Origin of the sequence: Halalkalibaculum sp. DA384 (genome assembly GCF_043951955.1) — a bacterium.
GTDB lineage: Bacteria > Bacteroidota > Rhodothermia > Balneolales > Balneolaceae > JAMQKA01.
Genome location: NZ_JBINJE010000046.1, coordinates 1 through 20,282, shown reverse-complemented (window position 1 = coordinate 20,282; position 20,282 = coordinate 1). Strand labels below are relative to the sequence as shown.

At 45.1% G+C, this 20,282-nt stretch carries 10 protein-coding genes; all 10 read right to left on the bottom strand.

The window, feature by feature from the left end:
* Nucleotides 1–98 precede the first annotated feature (98 nt).
* On the bottom strand, nt 99–1,451 hold the full coding sequence (locus tag ACG2E4_RS16970; RefSeq protein WP_395277323.1) for a sulfatase: 1,353 nt from the start codon (nt 1,449–1,451) through the stop codon (nt 99–101).
* A 149-nt stretch (nt 1,452–1,600) separates the two neighbouring features.
* Nucleotides 1,601–3,319: an arylsulfatase gene (locus tag ACG2E4_RS16965; RefSeq protein ID WP_395277322.1), complete on the bottom strand. Its 1,719-nt coding sequence runs from the start codon at nt 3,317–3,319 to the stop codon at nt 1,601–1,603.
* A gap of 113 nt (nt 3,320–3,432) precedes the next feature.
* Nucleotides 3,433–6,081 carry an alkaline phosphatase D family protein gene (locus ACG2E4_RS16960; RefSeq protein ID WP_395277321.1) on the bottom strand — a complete coding sequence of 883 codons (2,649 nt, stop codon included), beginning with the start codon at nt 6,079–6,081 and terminating at the stop codon, nt 3,433–3,435.
* A gap of 174 nt (nt 6,082–6,255) precedes the next feature.
* A complete protein-coding gene (locus tag ACG2E4_RS16955; RefSeq protein WP_395277320.1) occupies nt 6,256–7,956 on the bottom strand; it encodes a sulfatase in 1,701 nt (566 codons plus the stop codon).
* 11 nt (nt 7,957–7,967) lie between these two features.
* A complete protein-coding gene (locus ACG2E4_RS16950) occupies nt 7,968–9,971 on the bottom strand; it encodes a glycoside hydrolase family 97 protein (protein WP_395277319.1) in 2,004 nt (667 codons plus the stop codon).
* A 53-nt stretch (nt 9,972–10,024) separates the two neighbouring features.
* Nucleotides 10,025–11,491, bottom strand: coding sequence for a sulfatase (locus ACG2E4_RS16945; protein WP_395277318.1), 1,467 nt, complete (start codon nt 11,489–11,491; stop codon nt 10,025–10,027).
* Nucleotides 11,492–11,616: 125 nt separating this feature from the next.
* On the bottom strand, nt 11,617–13,455 hold the full coding sequence (locus ACG2E4_RS16940; RefSeq protein WP_395277317.1) for a hypothetical protein: 1,839 nt from the start codon (nt 13,453–13,455) through the stop codon (nt 11,617–11,619).
* A gap of 183 nt (nt 13,456–13,638) precedes the next feature.
* The gene (locus tag ACG2E4_RS16935; protein WP_395277316.1) at nt 13,639–15,150 is read right to left on the bottom strand and encodes a RagB/SusD family nutrient uptake outer membrane protein; all 1,512 of its coding nucleotides are present in this window, start codon (nt 15,148–15,150) and stop codon (nt 13,639–13,641) included.
* A 10-nt stretch (nt 15,151–15,160) separates the two neighbouring features.
* Nucleotides 15,161–18,571, bottom strand: coding sequence for a SusC/RagA family TonB-linked outer membrane protein (locus ACG2E4_RS16930; RefSeq protein ID WP_395277315.1), 3,411 nt, complete (start codon nt 18,569–18,571; stop codon nt 15,161–15,163).
* 63 nt (nt 18,572–18,634) lie between these two features.
* Nucleotides 18,635–19,744: a FecR family protein gene (locus ACG2E4_RS16925; RefSeq protein WP_395277314.1), complete on the bottom strand. Its 1,110-nt coding sequence runs from the start codon at nt 19,742–19,744 to the stop codon at nt 18,635–18,637.
* Between the last annotated feature and the right edge of the window lie 538 nt (nt 19,745–20,282).

Genomic DNA, 20,282 nt, shown 5'->3' with positions numbered 1-20,282 from the left:
GTGACGCTATTGCAGTACATCAATTGGCAAAACGATGAACCCATTAATCGCATTAAACATGCATTGGCTGCTTAAGGTTAACCCCTAAACGCGTTTAGTTAATATTCTATTACAGGCCACCTGTTGCGAGGTGATGCATGAAAGTCTTCGAGAGCCTGCATGAGCTCTTCCCGGATCTTTTTCTCTTCCTCAATTTTGTTTTGCAGCTCCTTATGATCCAGATTCAAATTAAACAGTTCCGTAGCATTCAGGCTGTCAGCCAACAGCTTCCACTGGTCTTTCATGGCCACCGTTGTGGCGTAGGGCTCAGGTTTGGGACCCCGGCCTTGATGATTGGAGTAAAGATCCATCTGCCATAGAAGTGTTCGGGCAGCGATCGGTTCTTTTTGGGTGAGGTGATCCAACAAGGAGATACCATCCACCGATTCATAGCTGTCGATGCCGGCAGCTTCTGCCAGCGTCGGCAAAAAATCAACCATATGAGTGGCCTCAAATGACAGGGTTCCTGCCGGGATCTGCCCCGGCCAGGAGGCGATCATCGGTACCCGTATACCCCCTTCGTGCAGATCAGTCTTACCTCCCTTGAAAGGACCGGAGTCTCCCTCAAAAGCAGGACCGTTGTCGGAGGTGAAGACCAGGATGGTATTATCCCGAATCCCCAGCTCCTCCAGTTTGTCCATGATGCGCCCGACCTGCTGGTCCATGTGAGACACCATTGACCGGAAATAGAGTTGGTCCCCTGTTACTCCCATCTCTTTATATTTTGAAAGATGGGGCTCCGGGGCCGGCTCGTAGGGGGTATGAGGCACATCAAACCATAAATTTATATAAAACGGGGTATTCGATTGGTGGTACTCTTCGATCCATCGAATTGCCTCATCCCCTTTAATGTCGGTCCAGTGCCGGTCAGTCGGTTCCGCGCGCTCATCATCCCGCAGCATGGAATGGCCCCCTTCGCGGTAGAGCCTCCGCTGCTGGATAAGCTCAGGCCGTATGGAGGGGCCTTCAATGTTCGTCAGGTAATGGTCGAAACCGTGTTCCAGCGGTCCCGGCAGAGCCCGATTCCCCTCTTGACGAGCCTCAATATCATTTATGCGCAGCCCCCCTAGATGCCATTTTCCAATATGAATTGTCCCATATCCTGCCTCATTCAGAAGGGAGGGAAGAGTTTGTACACCTGAGGGCAGATGACTGTTGTCATCTGGAAAATGCTGTCGGATATCATAGCGTAGTGGGAAATTTCCAGTTAGCATGGCCGCCCGGGAGGGTGTGCAGACAGCTGAACCAGCGTAGAAGCGGGTAAATCTCATTCCCTCCTGGGCCAGTCCATCAATATTGGGGGTTTCTACCAGTACACTTCCATAACTGGATATATCTCCATATCCCAAATCGTCAGCTAACATGAAAATGATGTTGGGTTTTTCTGAACCTCCCGAGCGTTTTACGTCCATTTCAGGATTATCGGTTTCGCACGAAATACCCATTAAAAAAATTAATCCAATTAGCCCTGTTAGTACCCGCATGGTTTTACCTCGCATATATTTTATTTTTTTGATTAAGAAATTTAGGTTGAAATTGATGAAAATGAGTAGATCAATTATTATTGTAATTCAATGATCACATTACGATATCCCAAATCTTCCAACCCCCAATTTGCTTCTCTGTATATTTTTTCCCCTTCGGTCCACATGGTATAGTTCATTTCTCCCTCTGGGAGATGAATGTTTTTAAATGTGATTTCTTCTTCTCCCTGTTTTATCGGCTTCCGGAACGTAGTATCACCAAATTGCAATACCAATTCAGCACCTTTTGGAAAGAGCTCATATTGCACATTTTCTACTGTTATGTCATAAGGCCCCTCATCCACAATGTGAACCGGCCAACCGTCGGCACCACGGTTCCAAAATAGAAGGGTAATCCGTCTCTGTTTGGGTGAACCGATAATTGTGGGACTTGTTGTAAATCCTCTGCCGCTGCTTACTTCATTAAACCACTGCTTATACGAAGATCGCATCCGTTTGACAACATCAGGATGACGGTCAGCAATATTAAAATGTTCATGGGGATCATTCTGAATGTTATACAGCTCCTTTCCATTTACTAGTTTGAAGGTATCTTCCCGTACTGTACTGTTCATCCACATTTTAGGGACTTCACCCCGTGGCCATTGGTTGTAAAAGGTTCGTTCCTGCCAAAAGATATTCCTGTTTTCCAGTAATGGAAGCAGACTCCTTCCATCAATTTTTATCGAATCCGGTTGTGGAACGTCAGCTATATCCAATATCGTAGGAAAAATGTCAATATGAGCACCCCAGGTTTCAATCTTTCGGCCGGGCTGAAAATGACCCGGCCACCGAAAAAAAGCTGGTACTTTTATTCCGCCGTCATATATTGACCCTTTTCCGCCCCGTAATCCCAGGTTATATCTGTCTTGGGCTCCAGTACCATGCGGTCCACTTCGTTGCGGACCATTGTCAGAAAGATAAATGACAACCGAATTTTTATTGATATTGAGCTTATCCAGTGTCCCCATCAATCGACCTACGTTTTGATCAAGATTGGCAAGCATTCCATAAACTTCCTTGGTGTGTTGAGCCAAAAAAGGATTATCTTTGTAATCCTCAACGTACTTTTCAGGTACTTGAGGGAGGTCATTTGAAAAGGTATGTGGCATATAGCTTGTAACAAGCGCAAAGAAAGGGGAATGTTCCCGGGATTGTCGTTCAATCCAGTGAATAGCTTCATCGAAAATGATATCCTCCATAAACCCACGTCGCTGTTCAAGCTTACCATTAACCACCATTATCGGATCTACCCTGTTGCTGTCTGGTTTGACATACTGCTCATGGCGTATCACATAATCGAACCCCTGATCCAACGGGCGCATCGGATAGTTATAGCCCAGGTGCCATTTTCCAAACAACCCAGTATTGTATCCCTCTTTTTTAAGAGCCTCGGCTATCGTAACCTCATCGGTATGCATATTGATGCGTCCTTTCCATGTATCCCAAGCGCCCGTGCGATAGTTATAGCGACCTGTCATCAGGGAAGCCCGGGTAGGCGTACAAACAGGACTGACAAGAAATTCGGAAAAGTAGGTGCTTTCCTTATGCAATTGATCCAGGTTGGGAGTCTTTAGAATCTTATTGCCAAAGCTGCCGAAATCACCATATCCCTGATCATCTGAGACGATGAGAAGGATATTGGGTCTATTCAGCCTCTCTGATCGCTCTTTATCCTGTGATAAATTCTGAGAATTGCAAGATAATCCCGTAAACAATAGTAATAGTAATCCAATAAACGTTTGTGATAATTGCATTGATATTTAATAGATGTTAATGGTTTAGAAATCAGTATTTACATTGGAAAAGAACAATCAAGCGATCATTGCTATACATTGAACTCATCAAAGTTAGATACCGATACTCTAATTCAATTTTTATCAAATGAATATTTAATCTTTGTCGTTGAATTGTTTTTAGGTCTCGGGCGAAGATCGTGAAACTCTTTCCAGATATCTTTGTCGGGTTCACCAATTCTTATACTGTATCGTGTGTTTTCATACACTTCCGGACGAAAAGATTGCCCTTTGATGCGCAATGCATATTCCAATTCTCCAGTTTCTTGTTTAAAAACCTGTAGAACAGGATCTTTCAACCCTTTGACTTCTATTTCAGGTAAATAACCATAGGCATATCGCCCATAATTTTCCTGCTGGTTTATAATAACCGGCCACCCCCCATATTGGCCTTCCGGATTATCAATGGGATCAACATGGCGGGGCCAGCACTCGCTACGGATTACTCGCTCCTCTTTATCAAATATAAGTATGCCATATCCGGGAGCACGATCATAGATCACACCAGGTTTCATACCGGTTTTTACAGGGTTGGCGACCGATAAAACCGTTATTTTATTGTCAAAGGCATCTCTAAAATTACCGGTATATTTAGGTTGTCCTGGAAGTGGTTTGTGATCTTTCTCAACCGTTGGCCACCAGCGACGGGGCCAAACATTATTCAGAGCAGGCAGTGTAAATACATAGCCTGCATCACCAAAATTGTCCACTCCATAGTGTAAAATACTTGCCAAATGCTGGTCACCAGCCACATGGAAGGCAAAGCTCTTCCGAATTATTCGCAGCGCTTGGTCCCGCTGCTTTTGAGGCCAGCCGTTGGTATCCATATCCGGGGCAGGTACATCGCCCTGCGGATATTCTCCCCGTTCGGGTATCGGGCGCTCTGGCACATTCAAATCTCCAGTGGTTCCCGGAGGCATCGTATGGGCCCCACAAAAAGGAGACTGTGATAATACCACCTTTAATTGTGTCTCACCTCCCCAGTTTTTTGTCCACTCCTCTAAAAACCGGTGTTGTCGTTCTCCTAGCAAATCAGCCTCGATATTATAGTAACGAGTAAAATCGATTTCAGGATCTTGGGGAAATCCATTCTGAACATCGAACGGCAGAACATCATCCGGCGCCGATTTAAACTTACGATCTTCAATAATCGCAAAGCTGACTCCACCATATGTCCAGTCAGTGTAATACACTCCGATATCTTGCTTCACAGGCGTCGGATCAAACGGATCAGGTAAGTGACTGGTTTGTGTTCGTTCAACCATTTTGACCCAATCGCCAGGCATATGATAACCTCCTTCATCCTGTGACATATATCCATATCCCTCTTCTACCGGAGCCTGCCTTCCCCCGTCCCCCCATAAATTTCCATGATAAACATCGTGATCATCAGGAATAAATACCGAGGGAATATGACGAAATATATCCCGGTACGACCACCCAAACATATACCAGTGATTCAGGTAATCCAGAGTAGCTAACTCCAGATTTTGCGTTCGTTCTACCCCTAAACCGGGGTGTCCTTCATAGAATTGATCTCCTAAAAATATAGCCATATCAGGCTGGTGTTTGGCAACATTGCGAACTACCTCACTATTTGGGAATCCCCAATTATAGTTACAGCTAAACATAGCAGCTTTCACCTTCTCAGCCGATACCGGTTCCGATGCAACCGTCCCTTCATAAGTATATCGCCGGGTGGTATTGTTCAATGGAAGCTCCAACAATATTCGATAAGGGACATCATTGCTATAAGACCACTTTTCAACACGAAAATGGACGGTTCTCGCTAACGCATGCATTGTTATTTCCTCCAAACTTCTCCATTTTCCCCTATCTCTTATTTGGAATGTTACCTTATGCCCAGGTATGGCCTCAACGGATGCTAATTGGGCAGTTACTTTCAACGTGCTTCTGTTCAACGTGTATTGGGCGAAACAGATTGGGCCATAGGCCTGGCCGGCACGGGAAACGAACTTGCTACCGGATAGCCTCCAGTCGGAAAATCGAGAAGATACTGTAGGCCATTCAACTGCCTGAGAAGGAAAATGGGATACCAATGCTACATTCCCGGTTAAGTTTCCAGGTGCAATATTATTGGATACAAGCTGTCCCAAATGACGTCCTGTAGCTACGTCTTTGGCTTTAAGTACAAGTTTATACAGCCTGCCGGATATTTCACCATGTACTTCCAGACGAATAGGGGATTCCAATACTATGGTACAAGAACTTTTGTTTTCACCGATAAACAGCCGACCATTTCCTGTTATGCCTGCATCCAAGCCTTTACCAAATACAGCATCCCGCCGATAATCTGAAAAAGTAACTGGAACTGGTTCATCTTTTGCTATCGCCCCCAGACGCAGACCTATATAATCTTTCTCAGATGGATTATTAACACCCATTTCTGCTTCAACACTTATATTAAAATCCTCAGACCTCTTATCTAATTGATGGGTCAAACAGTGTAGACTACGATTTCCCCCGTTATAGATGCATTCTATTTTACCGTTAGAAATCCGCCAGTCCTGCAGACGATTGCCCCAAAACCGCGGGCCTGCCCAGGGCATATCCGGCCATTCAGCCCAATCACTGTGCATCGGCTCAGAGATATCTGAAACCTGAGAACTGGAAGAAATTTCTTTCTCTAGATTTAATGAATTTGCAAAAGGAACAGAAAAAGTCCCCATCAGCAGTGTTTTAATACTATCTCTGCGATCCATATTGAAAACCTAATTTTATTAAATAAAAGATTGATAAGAGTTTAATACACGATTATAAAACTGTGAACCTTCCGAAGAACAATTATTATTTTATTTCAGACGATATGCTACTGGTGCAAGGTGAACTTTCCTTACTATCTTATAGGAACTATTTTTAAATCTTAAGGTAAGTCACTATTGCACCTCTCTGAGTCGTTTGGCCTCCAACGAATCGTTGCTGTGATCAAATCGCTTATAACCCGGCAGATAGGATTTAGGAGAAGGAAAGTGCTGGAATATTGGTCTTCCCGTTCGCGGATCCTCAGGAACAGTAAACCTAGTAGGTGTACTATCAAATTTCTCTCCTTCGCCTAAGGCTCTTGGGTCACCCTCTGATTTTAGTTTGGTCATCAGGCGATTTCTGAGTTCCTCCACTTTTCCTGAATAGGCCGGAATATCCGCAAGATTGATCAGACAATAGGGGTCTTTTTGGATATTGTATAGTTCTTCCTCCGGTCGCTTGCCAGTATGCAGATCGAAATAGGGAGCATAGGAAGGTTCTTGAGACGTCCCCAATTCAAGTATATCTGCTAGTGGTGATATTGCCATATGTTGCAAGATGGTTCTGGCCGTTCGGTTAGTCTGCAGGCCAGGCCACCAGAACCAGTCCACATAATAGGGAGGATTACCAGCAGGCCACCGCTCAGGTGTGAAATTCCGGATATATAAATACTTATGAGTACGTGCAGCCCGAATAGGATACCCAAGATTTTTTTTCCGGGCAAGATTATGCTTTTCCTTCCCCCAGGCAATCAAATCGTTTTTGGGTTTGATCAATCCATCTTCTTTTGATGTTAGAATATCATATAAACCAGGCTCGGTCATGGATACGGGAACCGGAATACCGGCAACTTCTAAAATTGTAGGTGCCAATTGTGGCAGGGTTACCAAATCATGTACTTCTCTTCCAGGCCTGATCTGGCCCGGCCAACTGATTGCCAACGGCACATGGTGCCCGAATTCATAGGATTGCATTTTAGCGTTAGGAAACGGCATGCCATTATCAGAAGTAACAATAATCAGCGTGTTATCATAGGCTCCCGTCTCTTTTAAAATTTGTATAAAACGACCAATATCTTTGTCAAAGGCTTCAATTTCATAGGCATAGTCCAGCAAATCAGCTCTGACTTCGGGATGATCCGGTAGAAAATCAGGCACTTCAACTTGATCAATCGTCTTTCCTTGCCCCCTGCCACTATTAATCTTGTATGGGCGATGAGGTTCAAAGCTGTTAAATATAAAAAGGAAAGGGTCTTCTGATTCTCGCTTTTTCATGAAGTGACGAAAATTTTCTGCATAGTCAATACCGCTTCGATGAATCATTCGATCATGGTTTGTTATGGTATTGTACCGGGTTACCAAGGGATGAGTTTTATACCGGAGTTCTTCATTTTCAGGGGTGTGAAATGGCCCCACATCCTTTCCGGTTGCTCCCACATGATATCCGTTTTGTTTCAATAGATGAGTAAATAACGGATATTTATTGGGCATGAATCCACCATGAATACCCCCTTCCTGGTTTAGATAAAAGGGTCGACCGGTTAGAATAGAAAACCGCGACGGAGCACAAGATGGGGCGGAAGCAAACGCATTATGAAACAAGGTACCTTGATCGGCAATCCGATCAAAGTTAGGAGTATCTATCCAGTCGGCTCCATAGGCACCGGCATGAGGCCACGACTGATCATCGGAAATGATTAATAGGATATTAGGCCGGTTTGGTTGTTTCTCTTCCTTATGTTGCCCGTAGCTGTCTGTTTGTGGAATTACAAGAAAAAGTACGAAGAGGAAAGACCACTGCTGTAACAATTTACCCCCCCACTTATAGTAATACATGTCCTTGTGATTTAATTTATGGGCTCTAATACAATTACAAATCCACCTCCCTTTGCCATCGGCACGCTGATGGTGCTTTGGGCGGTTACCTCCCGTTGCAGCCGCTGATAATCGACTGCACGCTGATGGGCGTTTGGCCCGTCTTTGTAGATTTCAGCCTGGTACCTGCCAGAAGGCAAAAATGACAAATTAACCTCGGCATTGGACCTTTTGCCGTTCGTTAGCCCCCCAACATACCATACATCTGACTTGCGACGAGTGATGACTGCGTATTCACCAATGCTGCCTTCCAGGGCAATCGTCTCATCCCAGGTCGTGGGTACGCTGGAGAGAAAATCCAGCATATCTTCCTCTTCTTTATATCTGGTCGGAGAATCCGAAAGCATAGCCAGAGGCATTTCAAAAATGATGTACATGGCCATCTGGTGAGTTCGTGTACCCCGGCTCATGGGATTGTTAAATATGACCCGAAAATTTTCATCCGTGGCATTTCGTACGGCCCCGGGGTGATAATCCATCGCTCCGGCCAGCATACGAATGAAAGGGGCCGTAACGGCATATTCCGGGGTGGCTCCAATGCCGGAATCGTCAATTTTATTGTATTCCAGGCCCCGTACGGCCTCGTAATTGACTACATTGGGATATCGTTTAGGCAGGCCGGTGGGTTTGGTGGCCCCGTGGAAATTCACCATCAGTTTCCGCTCGGCTGCCTGGCGGGCCGCCCGCTCGTAGAACCGGATCATCGGCTGATCCTGCCGGTTCATAAAATCAATTTTAACCCCTGCAATACCCCACTGCTCAAACAGATCAAACGCTTGTTCCATTACCGGATCAATTGTGCTATAAGCCGCCCACAGGAACAAGCCCACTCCTTTCTGACGGGCATAGCTGGTCAACTGGGCCATATCCAGATCCTCCCCCGTCTTCAGAATATCATAATAATCCGACCATCCTTCATCTATATTTACGTACGGTATGCCATGTTCAGCAGCAAAATCGATGTAGTATTTATAGGTTTGGGTATTGATGCCTGATTCAAAATCCACCCCGTACAGTTTGGCTACATGCCACCATTCAAACAATATGGTCCCGGGTTTGACCCAGCTAAAATCTCTGCCGGTATCCGGTCCCCGGCTCAGCTTATAGACCATATCATTGTTTAGTAGCGAGGTTTCGCTTTCCGTTAGAATAAATACCCGCCACGGAAATTCTTTATTGCCCTCTGTTTGTGTAATAAAGTTCCTGCTAGATACGGGTACCCGAGAATAATTGCGATAGCCACTGGTACGTACATATTGGGGTACATTTGGGAATTCCCAGTAAAACCGTGTAGAATCGTTCGGATGTTTTTTTAGAAAACCACCGGGATAGTCATACAGATCTGCTTCAAGCACGGCCATTTTTAATTGTTCTTCTCCCTCTAAGACGATGGGCAGCAGGTAGTAGGGGGAAGGATTAAACTGGTCGATCCGGTCTTGATGGTAAATTCCCTCGTACGAAGTGGTAGTGCTATTACTCTTCAGGTAATAACTATTATAATTGTGGGCAAAATGAATATCTCCCCGTTCATCTACAATAGTCAGGCTGTCTTTTCGCTCTGTAACAAAACGATAGGCAAATCCATCATTATACGCCCTAAAAATAACCTCATACCCTCGTTTAAACTTCAAAGACAATTCCTCAAAATGATCATCCACCTGCGCCTTTTTATAAAAGGGGGACTCGACCTGCGAATTTTTGGTTATCATTTTGGTGTCGACCACCTCCGGGTTTACACCAAGCGGCGCCTCTCCTTCAAGCGTTAAAGATATAGCTGAAGGGGTGATAACCGATTTCCCCTTGTAGGTAAGGGCATAGGTCAGCTCATCATGTACTTCAATATTTATTCCAATATGTTGATTCGGGGAGCGAAGCTGATACTGCTGCTGTGGTTGGGCAGCCAGTGGCTCTGTACAAATACCAAATAACACGATAATCAGCAGAATATGACCGAAAATTTGAACTTCTCTTTGCATAAAATTAAAAACCTGATTTTGGGGAAGGGGATTCTTGGAAGTTCTTCCAACTACTATTTTTGACTTTTTTGATAATCTGGATTTGGCTTAGGCATTTGCGCATTAACTTTTTGCCGCCAGTTCTTCAGAGCCTCATGAAGTCGTTGCGTTATTTCCGGCTTCTCGTCAACTAAATTATTTTTTTCACTTACATCTTCTTTTAAATTGTACAGTTCAAGTCGCCCATCTTCATAAAAATCAATTAACTTGTATTTGCCACTGCGGATGGCACCAGATGGCTTTGCACCCTGATTTGTATAGTGAGGTGAATGCCAGAATAGCTGTTTTCTTTTTAACTTGTCTTGCGTACCCAAAAGAAGAGGCATCAGATTCTCTCCCTCGTGTTCCATCTCGTTAAAGTCCTGATCATCCCTTTTATTTACCATGTTTACAATTGTAGGGAAAAGATCATTGCTGATAACCGGTTCATGAATGACGCTACCCTCCTCTATTACTCCGGGCCATGTAATCAACAGTGGTACTCGTATCCCGCCTTCATACAAATATCCTTTACCGGATCTTAGCGGAGCTTGAGAGGTGAGCTTAAAACTGTCCCGATATAACCCGCCTGCTTCGTAATACACCCCGCCGTTGTCAGATATAAAAATCACCATCGTATTATCATCTATGCCACGGTATTCCAATGATCTCATCACTTTGCCTACATTCTCATCCAGCGTCTCAATCATTGCCGCGTATGTGGGATCATTATGATTTAAGGCCGGCTTATCCCGAAGTTTTTGCACATACTTGTCAACCAGAGTGGCTTTAGCCTCAATCGGCGTATGGGGAATGAAATAAGGCAGATACAGGAAAAATGGATTTTCCCTGTTATTCTCGATAAACTGAACCGCTTCCCGGGTGAGTACGTCCGTTAAATAGTCTCCCTCTTTGGCTATTTTTTCCAATTCCGGATACTCAAAAATTTTGCTTTTGAATGGATAAAAATACGATCCCGGCATACCCGACCGCTTACCACCTAAATTGATATCAAACCCCTGATCAGTCGGTAGATATCCCTCTCCACCAAGGTGCCACTTGCCAATATGGGCCGTAACATATCCAGCTTCTTTAAGCACTTCTGCAATAGTTACCTCCTCCAATGGTAGGTTATCTACGATTTCAGGAGGTATCACCTTATCGGACGCGCGTGATTCATATGGATAATACCGCAGATGCTCGGTTAAATGCAGTGTGGCCGGATAGTTACCGGTCATAATACTGGCTCGGGTAGGAGAGCATACCGATGCTGCCGCATACGAATTGGTAAACATTGCCCCCTTTTGTCCAAGCCGATCGATATTAGGTGTCTCATAAAGATCACTTTCGTAAGAAGTCAGATCTTTATAACCCAGATCATCGGCAACGATTAAAATAATATTAGGCCTTTGGTTAGATTCATTATCGGCAGCTTTAATTCCTTTCCAAAGGATTATGAAAACCAAAAAGGAAAGTATGTATACATATTTTTTTACTTTCATAAAATCTGAAATAAGAAATTTTCTAATAGTTTAATTTCCAATGAATATTTTATAGACTGTTGCGTCAGCTACGCAGAAAAGGCCGTAGGCTAATTCTCTAATGTAATTCATGTGGAAATCACTGATCAAATAATAGACTTAATATCATTTTTAATTTTATTTGCCTCATTATGAGGAAGCGCATGCAGTCCTGTAAACTCTTTCCATCCATTACCCACACCTACACCGGCATTTTTCTTTTTCCGAGCAAGATCCATTTGCTCTTCCCAAAATTTAACGAAGAACCATGCTCCGGGCAGCCACGGCTTGTCTCCCAAAACACTTTGATAACGAATCGGTTCTTTTCTATATAATGGGTCTCCCAGTAAGGGTCCATAGGTGTGATCACCTGCTTCTCCATCACACCACATACCCATGTTTGCCATACTTACATCACTACTTAACAACGCCTTATCCGAACCATATGAATGAACAAGCTCATACAGGTTTTTGAAAAAAGAAATACTGTGCTGAGATAAAGCCCCCTTCCTGTCGGGGTGCCAGTCATATCCCAGGCACATAAACGTTTCATCCACGACAATGGCATCAGTATCCAGCAATTCCATTATGAGTTCGGCCTGTTTTAATAAATGGGAGGACCATTGTTTCGAGGCAAAAGACATATTCCAATTATTTTTTGCCGTATCAGGTCCACTCCAACCATAAGAGACGGGTTTTCCCTCTTTATCGACCAGCCTGGCATCTTTAAACTCTTGAAATATTGGGGAACCCTCATCAAGCATCACGGCATGAAGATATATTGCAGCCCGGCTACCCTGCCTGCGAGTTTGGGCAATTCGTTCTTGCATTTTCTGCAACGACATCTCCACTGCCCCCTGCGAATCGCCCTTCATCGCCAACCATTGCTTTCGGTCAGGTTGAATATAATCCCCTAAATATGGATAATAGCCATGCTGTGTCGCCATGCCAACATGAAAATCCTTGAAATATGCCAGATCTGCCTCGTAACCATTCCCCCTTTTACCGTTTTCTCCGATGGCAGAGGAAAGAAAATCATAATAGTGTACTTTTGCCTCATATAACCAATCGGGAGTTTGTAAATTTTTGGGGTAAGCTAATTTATGAAAGGCTGTCCATGCCTCACCGGCATCTCCTTGATATATGTACAAATAACACCTAAACGATACCTCCTCTCCGGGAGCTAATTGTAACTGCTTCCCGGCTATCCAACCAATAGTATGCTGCTTGTCTTTTGTAGTCTTAAATTCAAACGCCTCTTCTGCACTGGTGAATATTGCCACATTCCAGGTGGTATCAGGATAATGACTTACGACCACCGGTGCCAATATCATAGCTTGAGTGGATTCCCTTTTCGGATTACTGGCCATTGGTTCCATGTAATGGCATTCAAAATCACCCATTCCAACTGCTTGGTTGCATTCAGTAAAAAAATTCAGGCTACCCAACGCACTTAATCTTTTATCCCGATTTAGTCCTGCGGCAGAGACCGGTATGTAAATATGTTGCTTCGAAAATTTGGAGGATGACTGCGCTGAAGTGGTGAATTGCAGCCTCAGCTGGCGGGTATTCCGGCTTTTATTGCGAATTACCAAACTGGCTTCCAACAAATCTTCTCCACCTTCGGGATGAACGTCATATAACCGATGGCGTAAATGAACTGCAATTTGTTTTTTTTCTGCCTTCTCTCTTCCCGGAGATAGGGCAATCTTATCATCTTCTTCTCCATTTTCCAATAAAATACACTGGGCATTTAACAAACCGAGTGTTTCTGATTTAACAAATGGTTCGCCTTGTCCATAACATTGGGTAAATAATGAACTTTTATTGGCTTTCACCCATTTTAATAATTTATCATTCGATGTAGTTATAAATGATTGGCTGTTATTAAAGCCAGTAGTCAACAATCCAGATCCAACTAATTGGATAAAGGTTTTACGTTTCATTGGTTTTAAACTTTTTATAGAATACTAAAAGACGTATTTATCGAAGAATTTAAGATCTGTCAGAACATTCAGTATTCTCCAATTTACTTCCTCACATTTGACTAGTAAAAAAATACCCCCCCATCCACGGTAAAATTATAAGCCAAGGTAGGGGAGGAGGGTTGGGATATGATCTTAGATCATCTAGTATCCTGGATTCTGTGTCAATTGCGGATTATTATCCAGGGCATTCGTCGGTATTGGCCAAAGGGTGTGGTGCGACTGTATCTGCGCATCCGGTCTCGCCTCATTAACCCTTTCGATAACAGTACCCCAACGGTACAAATCAAACAGGCGCTTTCGCTCGTCGAATAGCTCTGTTCGGCGCTCTTTTCTGACAGCCTGTCGGAACTCCTGCTGGGTTAACCCTGAAAGAGGAGATAATCCCGCTCGTTCTCGTACTGGATTAATGTATTGATAGGCATTGCCGGGACCGTTAACTTCATTCTCAGCTTCGGCCGCAATTAGATAGATTTCTCCCAAACGAAGGTAGATAAAATTGTAACCGGAATTATTATTGGCTTCGCGACCTTCAATATAAGCAGAAGGTACTCTTTTGAGAGAATACCATGGCGTCGCTCCATCAGCATTGAATATTATTTCAGTACCGTCGTTTCGCGTCACCATAGTATCGATTAGAGCACGTCGTTCATCTCCTGACTCAAAATCATCCAGAAGATCTTGCGTTGCAATATAAACACCGCCCCAATTAGGGCCCAAGAAATAGTCCTGATCCCCGTTAGCTCCTATTCCCCTTGGCCACTGTCCCACTTGATTGGAACGTTCGTTACCGACCTCCATCTGTATCTCAAAAATAGATTCAGAATTATTTTCATTATCTTCACTGAAAATCTGCGTGTATTCTTCCAGCAACTGATGTGGGCTATTCTGGATAACAGATTGTGCCAGTTGTGCAGCTTCTGACCAGTTTTCCAGTGTGAGATGAACTTTGGCAAGCAACCCCATGGCCGCCCACCTGGTGGCTCGACCCGGAGCAACAGCTTGTTCCGGGAGATCCTGGACACCTGCATCCAAGTCGCTGATAATCAACTCATACACTTCCTCCTCTGAGCCAGCACGCGGCAGGTTCCGGGCCTCCTCTGCCCCCAATGCCTGGTCAATTATCGGTACAGGTCCAAACAGCCGAACGAGAACAAAATAGTGATAGGCCCGTAAAAATTTGGCTTCTGCAATCAGGGCTTGTTTACCATCAAAGTCTTCCATCTCGTTAATGCCATCTATAGCCGTGGAAAATGTATTCATTCCATGTATCCATGAGTCATATACACTCGCAAGTAGCGGTGCATCAGGATCGAAAGTTATATATCGACCTAAGTTTCGGCTGTTATTTGCTGCCACCTCCGGACGTGTATCCCAATCATCGTTAAGAATTTCAAACGTCCACGCTCTCCACCAGCCAAATGTACCGGGATTAAAGGCCCCCAATTCATCATATCCCGCGATAACAGCCGCTTCCGCATCAGCAGGAGTTTGAAAAAAGGTAGAGGGCCCAATAAAAGATTTCGGTTCTTCTTGCAAAAAGTTTTCGCAGCCAAGGCCCATAATCAATATGGACAGTACCATTACTTTACCGATGTATGTTATTAATTTCTTCATAATAAATAAGTGCTTATGGTTTTTATTACTACGCTGCATCTGATCGGAATTAAAAGCCAACATTCAGTCCGCCCCGGAACGATCTGGTGAACGGATAGTTGTATCTATCTACGCCAACAACTTCCGGATCCTGCCCTTCATAACCGGTCACTGTAAGCAGGTTTTGTGCACTTACATAGATACGCAGGCTTCTCACATTTAAATTCTGAAGCATTTCTGCCGTGAAATTATAGCCCAGCGTAAGACTTTTAAGACGCAGGTAGTCTCCATCCTCAATATATTGACCGATATTCCGTTGATTTTTATCAAAAAATGGGTCCGCTGTTAATAAAGATGGAACCGTATTATTCGGATTTTCTGGGCGCCAGTAGTCTAGGCGTTCAGTTATAGTATTTACATTACCCTGATAGGCAGATAACAGCTCAAACCGGGTTCGGTTGGATATTTTATGACCGCCAGCTCCTTGCCAAAACATATTCAGGTCAAAACCCTTGTAGTTTAGACCCACGTTAAAACCGTAATGATATTTCGGTTCCGCTTGTCCGAGAACTGTACGGTCTTCCCCGGTATATCGCCCGTCACCGTTGACATCCCGATACTTGAAATCGCCGGGTTGTCGCCCGAATTCGGCCGCTTGCTGGGCTTCGTTCTCTTGCCATATACCTTGCACGTCATATGAGTAAAACGAGCTTTGGGCTTCTCCCGTAATCAGTGCCTGTGTGCCAAACTGACCCGTAATAACCGTATCCAGACCGGCCAGGTTTCTTATTTCATTATTGTTGAATGAATAGTTAGCCTTCAGGTTCAATTGAAATTCTCCGGCCGGGATATGGGTACTGCCCGAAAATTCAACACCATTGTTACTAACTTCTCCTGAATTTAACAGTACATTACCCAATCCCGATTCATTTGGTAATGGAAAATTCAACAGTAGATCTTCGGTATCGCGGTCATAATAATCCACCGACAGATCCAGCCTATCCTCAAACAGGCTCGCGTCCAATCCAATATCCAACTGCCGGGTCTCCTCCCAGGTCAAATTGGGATTTCCCAGTCGGGCCGGCCGCACGCCAACGGCTCCCTGGCCGCCAAAGGACTCACTTACGGTACCAAATACCGGCAATGACTGGTAGATCCCAATCTCCTGATTACCGGTAATACCGTAACTGGCCCGCAACTTCAGTTCACTGATAAATTGAATGCTCTCCATGAAAGACTCTTCCGAAAGACGCCATGCTACTGCACCGGAGGGGAAGTAACCCCATTTGTTATTTTCACCAAATCGAGAGGAACCGTCATAACGGCTGGTGAAGGTCAGGATATACTTATCCATGAGCGTATAATTAACCCGTCCCAAAAATGAGGCCAAAGAAGATTTGGTAAGCGACGAGTTGGGAATTATTTCCGTGGCCCCTCCGGATAAGTTATGAGTCCCGAACGCACTCGTAACAAAATCTTTACGGCCAGCACTAAAAATTTCCAGCCGCTCTTCCTGAGCTGTAAAACCGCCAACCACGTTCAACCGATGATTATTACTAAGTTGCCCGTTATATCGGAGCAGAAATTCAGTTAACCAGGAGAGATTGTCTGCGGTTACCTTTGTTGCCTGTCCACCTGTTTCTTGCCCCAAAAGGGTCGTTTCCCTGGGGAAGAAGTGATTTTCCTGCCTGGCAGTATTATCAAATCCCAGTTTGACTTCTCCGCTAAATTGATCCGTGAAATTGTATTCACCGGACACTGAACCCAACGCTCTGAAGGTGCGGTATTCCAGCTCTTGGGTTTCGGCTAATGCAACCGGATTTGTTATCTGCCCAAGTCCTCTAGTAGGAATTAAATGAAAAGATCCATCACTATTCCGAATCGGGTCAGTCGGATTAAATTGTACCGTGCTAATCATAACCCCAGGTCCAGTATTAGGACCACGTCCACCAAATGGTACCGTCCCGTCCAGCGTATAGGAGAGTGACATATTGCTTTTAACGGTAAAGTTGTCTGAAACATCTATATCAAGATTGGGCCGGAGAGAAAACCGCTTCATATTGTTTTCAATTACAATACCGTTTTCATCCAGGTAATTAGCGGAAAGATAATACCTCAAGTTATTCGTGCCTCCACTGGCAGAGATAGTCAGATTGTGAAAGGCGGCATTTCTGAATACCTCGTCTTGCCAGTCGGTCCCTGCCTCACCACTTGTAAAGCTGTTGATCTGATCCTGGTTATACGGCTGGTTTACACCCACTTGTTCCGCCCAGTCGTTTGTAAGCTGTGCATACTGACCGGCACTCAGAAGATCAATTTCGTTATTGATCTGGCGCACGCCGGAATACCAGTCCACATTAAACTGAACATCTCCTCCACGTCCACCCTTGGTAGTTATTAGTACTACGCCATTGGCCCCTCGTGCACCATAAATGGCGGTAGCGGAAGCATCTTTTAATACTTCAATTGACTCTATATCATCCGGATTCAGGGATGCCAACAGGTTGGGTGGATTATTTGTCAGATTATCGGCCAAGCCCGCTACACGATTATTGTTAGGGTACACCGGCATACCGTCGATCACATAAAGCGGAGAATTATCGCTTACTATCGATCCACTGCCCCTAATACGAATACGTGGCGTTGATCCCGGACGACCGCTACTGCCAGAAACAAGCACGCCACTCGTTTGACCGATAAGTGCTTGATCCACAGAAGTTGTTGAAACCTGGCTAAGATCTTCGCCGCTTACCGAGGAAACCGATCCCGACATATCAGCTCTTCGCTGTTCACCGTACCCAATTACCACCAGCTCCTCACCAGCAACGGCCTGCGTCTGCAGCGCCACATCGAAACTCGTTCGCCCATTGATTGGCACCTCCTGTGTCTGATATCCGATAAACGAAAACACCAGCGTATCCTGCAGGGATGGCACACCCAACTCAAATCCACCCTCGCTGTCGGTGGAGGTACCTGTGGTCGTACCCTTAACCAGTACATTCACCCCAGGCAACGTTTCTCCGGTCTGGGCATCGGTGACTGTACCGGAAACAGTTTCAAGCACGATCTCCTTTGCCGTCTCTTCTCTTTTCAGCAATACCAGCTGGCCGCTCTCCGAAATGGCGAAGCGCAGGCCCGTATCCTTTAACACCTTCCAAAGGGCATCATTCAAAGAAATGGAGGTACGCCGAAGGGTTATTTCCGCATCGTCCGGCAGCGCATCTTTAGTGTACATCAATTTCAGATCGGCCTCCTTCGAGAGAACCTGCAGGGCCTGTTCCAGGCCGGCCTCTTTAATATCAATGCTGATAAGCTGATCCAGGATCTTGTCGGTATCACTGTCCTGCCACACCGTTTTACCGTTTGACAAAACCAGCGCCGAAGCACCTTTCTTCTCGTTCCCTTGTTGTGCCAGCAGTCCCGGTACTACCATTACTGTCAGCAACAGTATCCCCATGAGTTGTATCACTAGCTTTTTCATAAACTATCCCATTTTAATTTTGATAAATTAGAGTTGATTTATCTCATTACCAGTTTGACCATATTACTCTTGGTCACTTTCATGTTGTGCTTGAAAAATGACTGTCCGTTCTTTCTTCTGAACTTTTAAATCCAGCGACAATGCAATACCCTTCAGTACCTCACTCATCGACTGGCTGTAATCAATTTCCGCGGTGAGCCTCTTGCGGGCTATCGCGTCATTTTCGGTTCTTATCTCAATGGCGTACCACCGCTCCAGTTTGGGAATAATCTGACTGAGCGGCCTGTCTTTAAAGATGAGCTTGCCTTCGGTCCACCCCATGTACCAGTTCATGTCAACACCGGAGAGGACCTCCGGGTCACTTTCACTGCTAACCCTGCCGATTTTGTTTTTGGTAACAATCGCCTGTTTCGAGCCAGCACCTTCCTCCGCGGGTTCCCGGCCCAGCGCCACCTTTCCTTCCGAAACCACAACTTCGACCTCATTACGCTCATCCGGCCATGCTTTTAACAAAAATTTGGTCCCCAGCACACGGGTAAATGCACTTTCGGAATGTACGGTAAAGGGCTTCGATTCATCATGCGTGACTTCGAAATAAGCCTCCCCCTCCAAAAACAGTTCTCTTTCCCCTGAATTAAAGGAGAGGGGGACCTCCATGCGGCTGCCCGCGTGGAGAACCACCCTGGAACCGTCACTTAAAATGTAGGTCGCCCGCTCCCCATTTTGGGCGACGATTTCCCGTTTGGCAATTTCTGCGGATTCGCTGTCCTGAGAGGTTAGTTCATTGTAATTACTATACGTAAAAAGTCCGGCAGCCAGCATCACCGCCGCCGCGGCCGCTACCATCACCAACCGCCGAACGACTTTGTGTGAATGGGAGTGCGTATGCTGAGTGGGCGCCTGCGGCAATTTTTGCTCACGCAGTATTTGGCCGACCTGCTCAGAACCGCGATCGAGCCGGTCCATATCCTTTACGAGCCTTTTCCAGGCATTTTCGGGATCGACCTGGTAGCCGGGAATACGTGACTGTTCCCAGACCTCACGAAGCTCCTCCACCTTTTTTTCCCGCTTCGGTTCTTCGTTAATCCAGGACTCCATAGATCGCTTCTCCTCACTGTCTAGTTCACCGGCAAAATATCGGGCCAGCAGCTCCCAGGGTATATTATCGTTCATTCTTTTCGACATTCAGCGTTAAATTATTTCCTCGTTTCAATACCTATTACACCCGAGCCTGGCGGTTCTATGACAAAAAAAATGGATTTTTTTAGAAAAGAGGGACTGCTGGGCTATTCACTTGAAAGGCGCTTTTTACCCAAGTGTCAACGTTTCTCTTTTAGATGGCTTTGCAAAACCGTTGTTTTTGCTCTGTATTTTCGAAGATTCGAGGCTGCTTGCTATCGCCAATATCCTTGCCAGCTTATAACCAGTAACGAATAATGAAACGGAGGATCTGCTTCCCTTTCGGGGTTTGTTCACACAAAAACGAACAATCCTACCATCGGAAAGGAGCAATTGTGTTTTTTTTGAGGAAGTCTAAAAAAAATGCAAACCTGTTTTCCCGGCCTTGAATGGGGCGCGAAAGCCGACGCAGGCTATTGTGGATGCTGCACCTAGTGTAATGAATCAAAAAAACGTAAACTAATTTTAAGCTACCTGTTGGAATACTGGCGCCACCCATTCCCCCTTTGAAGGGGGCGCAGGGGGATGTAGC

Coding starts and splice junctions, on each gene's coding strand:
- ACG2E4_RS16970 (WP_395277323.1), bottom strand. CDS start 1,451: ATGGACGTAAAACGCTCGGGAGGTTCAGAAAAACCCAACATCATTTTC.
- ACG2E4_RS16965 (WP_395277322.1), bottom strand. CDS start 3,319: ATGCAATTATCACAAACGTTTATTGGATTACTATTACTATTGTTTACG.
- ACG2E4_RS16960 (WP_395277321.1), bottom strand. CDS start 6,081: ATGGATCGCAGAGATAGTATTAAAACACTGCTGATGGGGACTTTTTCT.
- ACG2E4_RS16955 (WP_395277320.1), bottom strand. CDS start 7,956: ATGTATTACTATAAGTGGGGGGGTAAATTGTTACAGCAGTGGTCTTTC.
- ACG2E4_RS16950 (WP_395277319.1), bottom strand. CDS start 9,971: ATGCAAAGAGAAGTTCAAATTTTCGGTCATATTCTGCTGATTATCGTG.
- ACG2E4_RS16945 (WP_395277318.1), bottom strand. CDS start 11,491: ATGAAAGTAAAAAAATATGTATACATACTTTCCTTTTTGGTTTTCATA.
- ACG2E4_RS16940 (WP_395277317.1), bottom strand. CDS start 13,455: ATGAAACGTAAAACCTTTATCCAATTAGTTGGATCTGGATTGTTGACT.
- ACG2E4_RS16935 (WP_395277316.1), bottom strand. CDS start 15,150: ATGCAGCGTAGTAATAAAAACCATAAGCACTTATTTATTATGAAGAAA.
- ACG2E4_RS16930 (WP_395277315.1), bottom strand. CDS start 18,571: ATGAAAAAGCTAGTGATACAACTCATGGGGATACTGTTGCTGACAGTA.
- ACG2E4_RS16925 (WP_395277314.1), bottom strand. CDS start 19,744: ATGAACGATAATATACCCTGGGAGCTGCTGGCCCGATATTTTGCCGGT.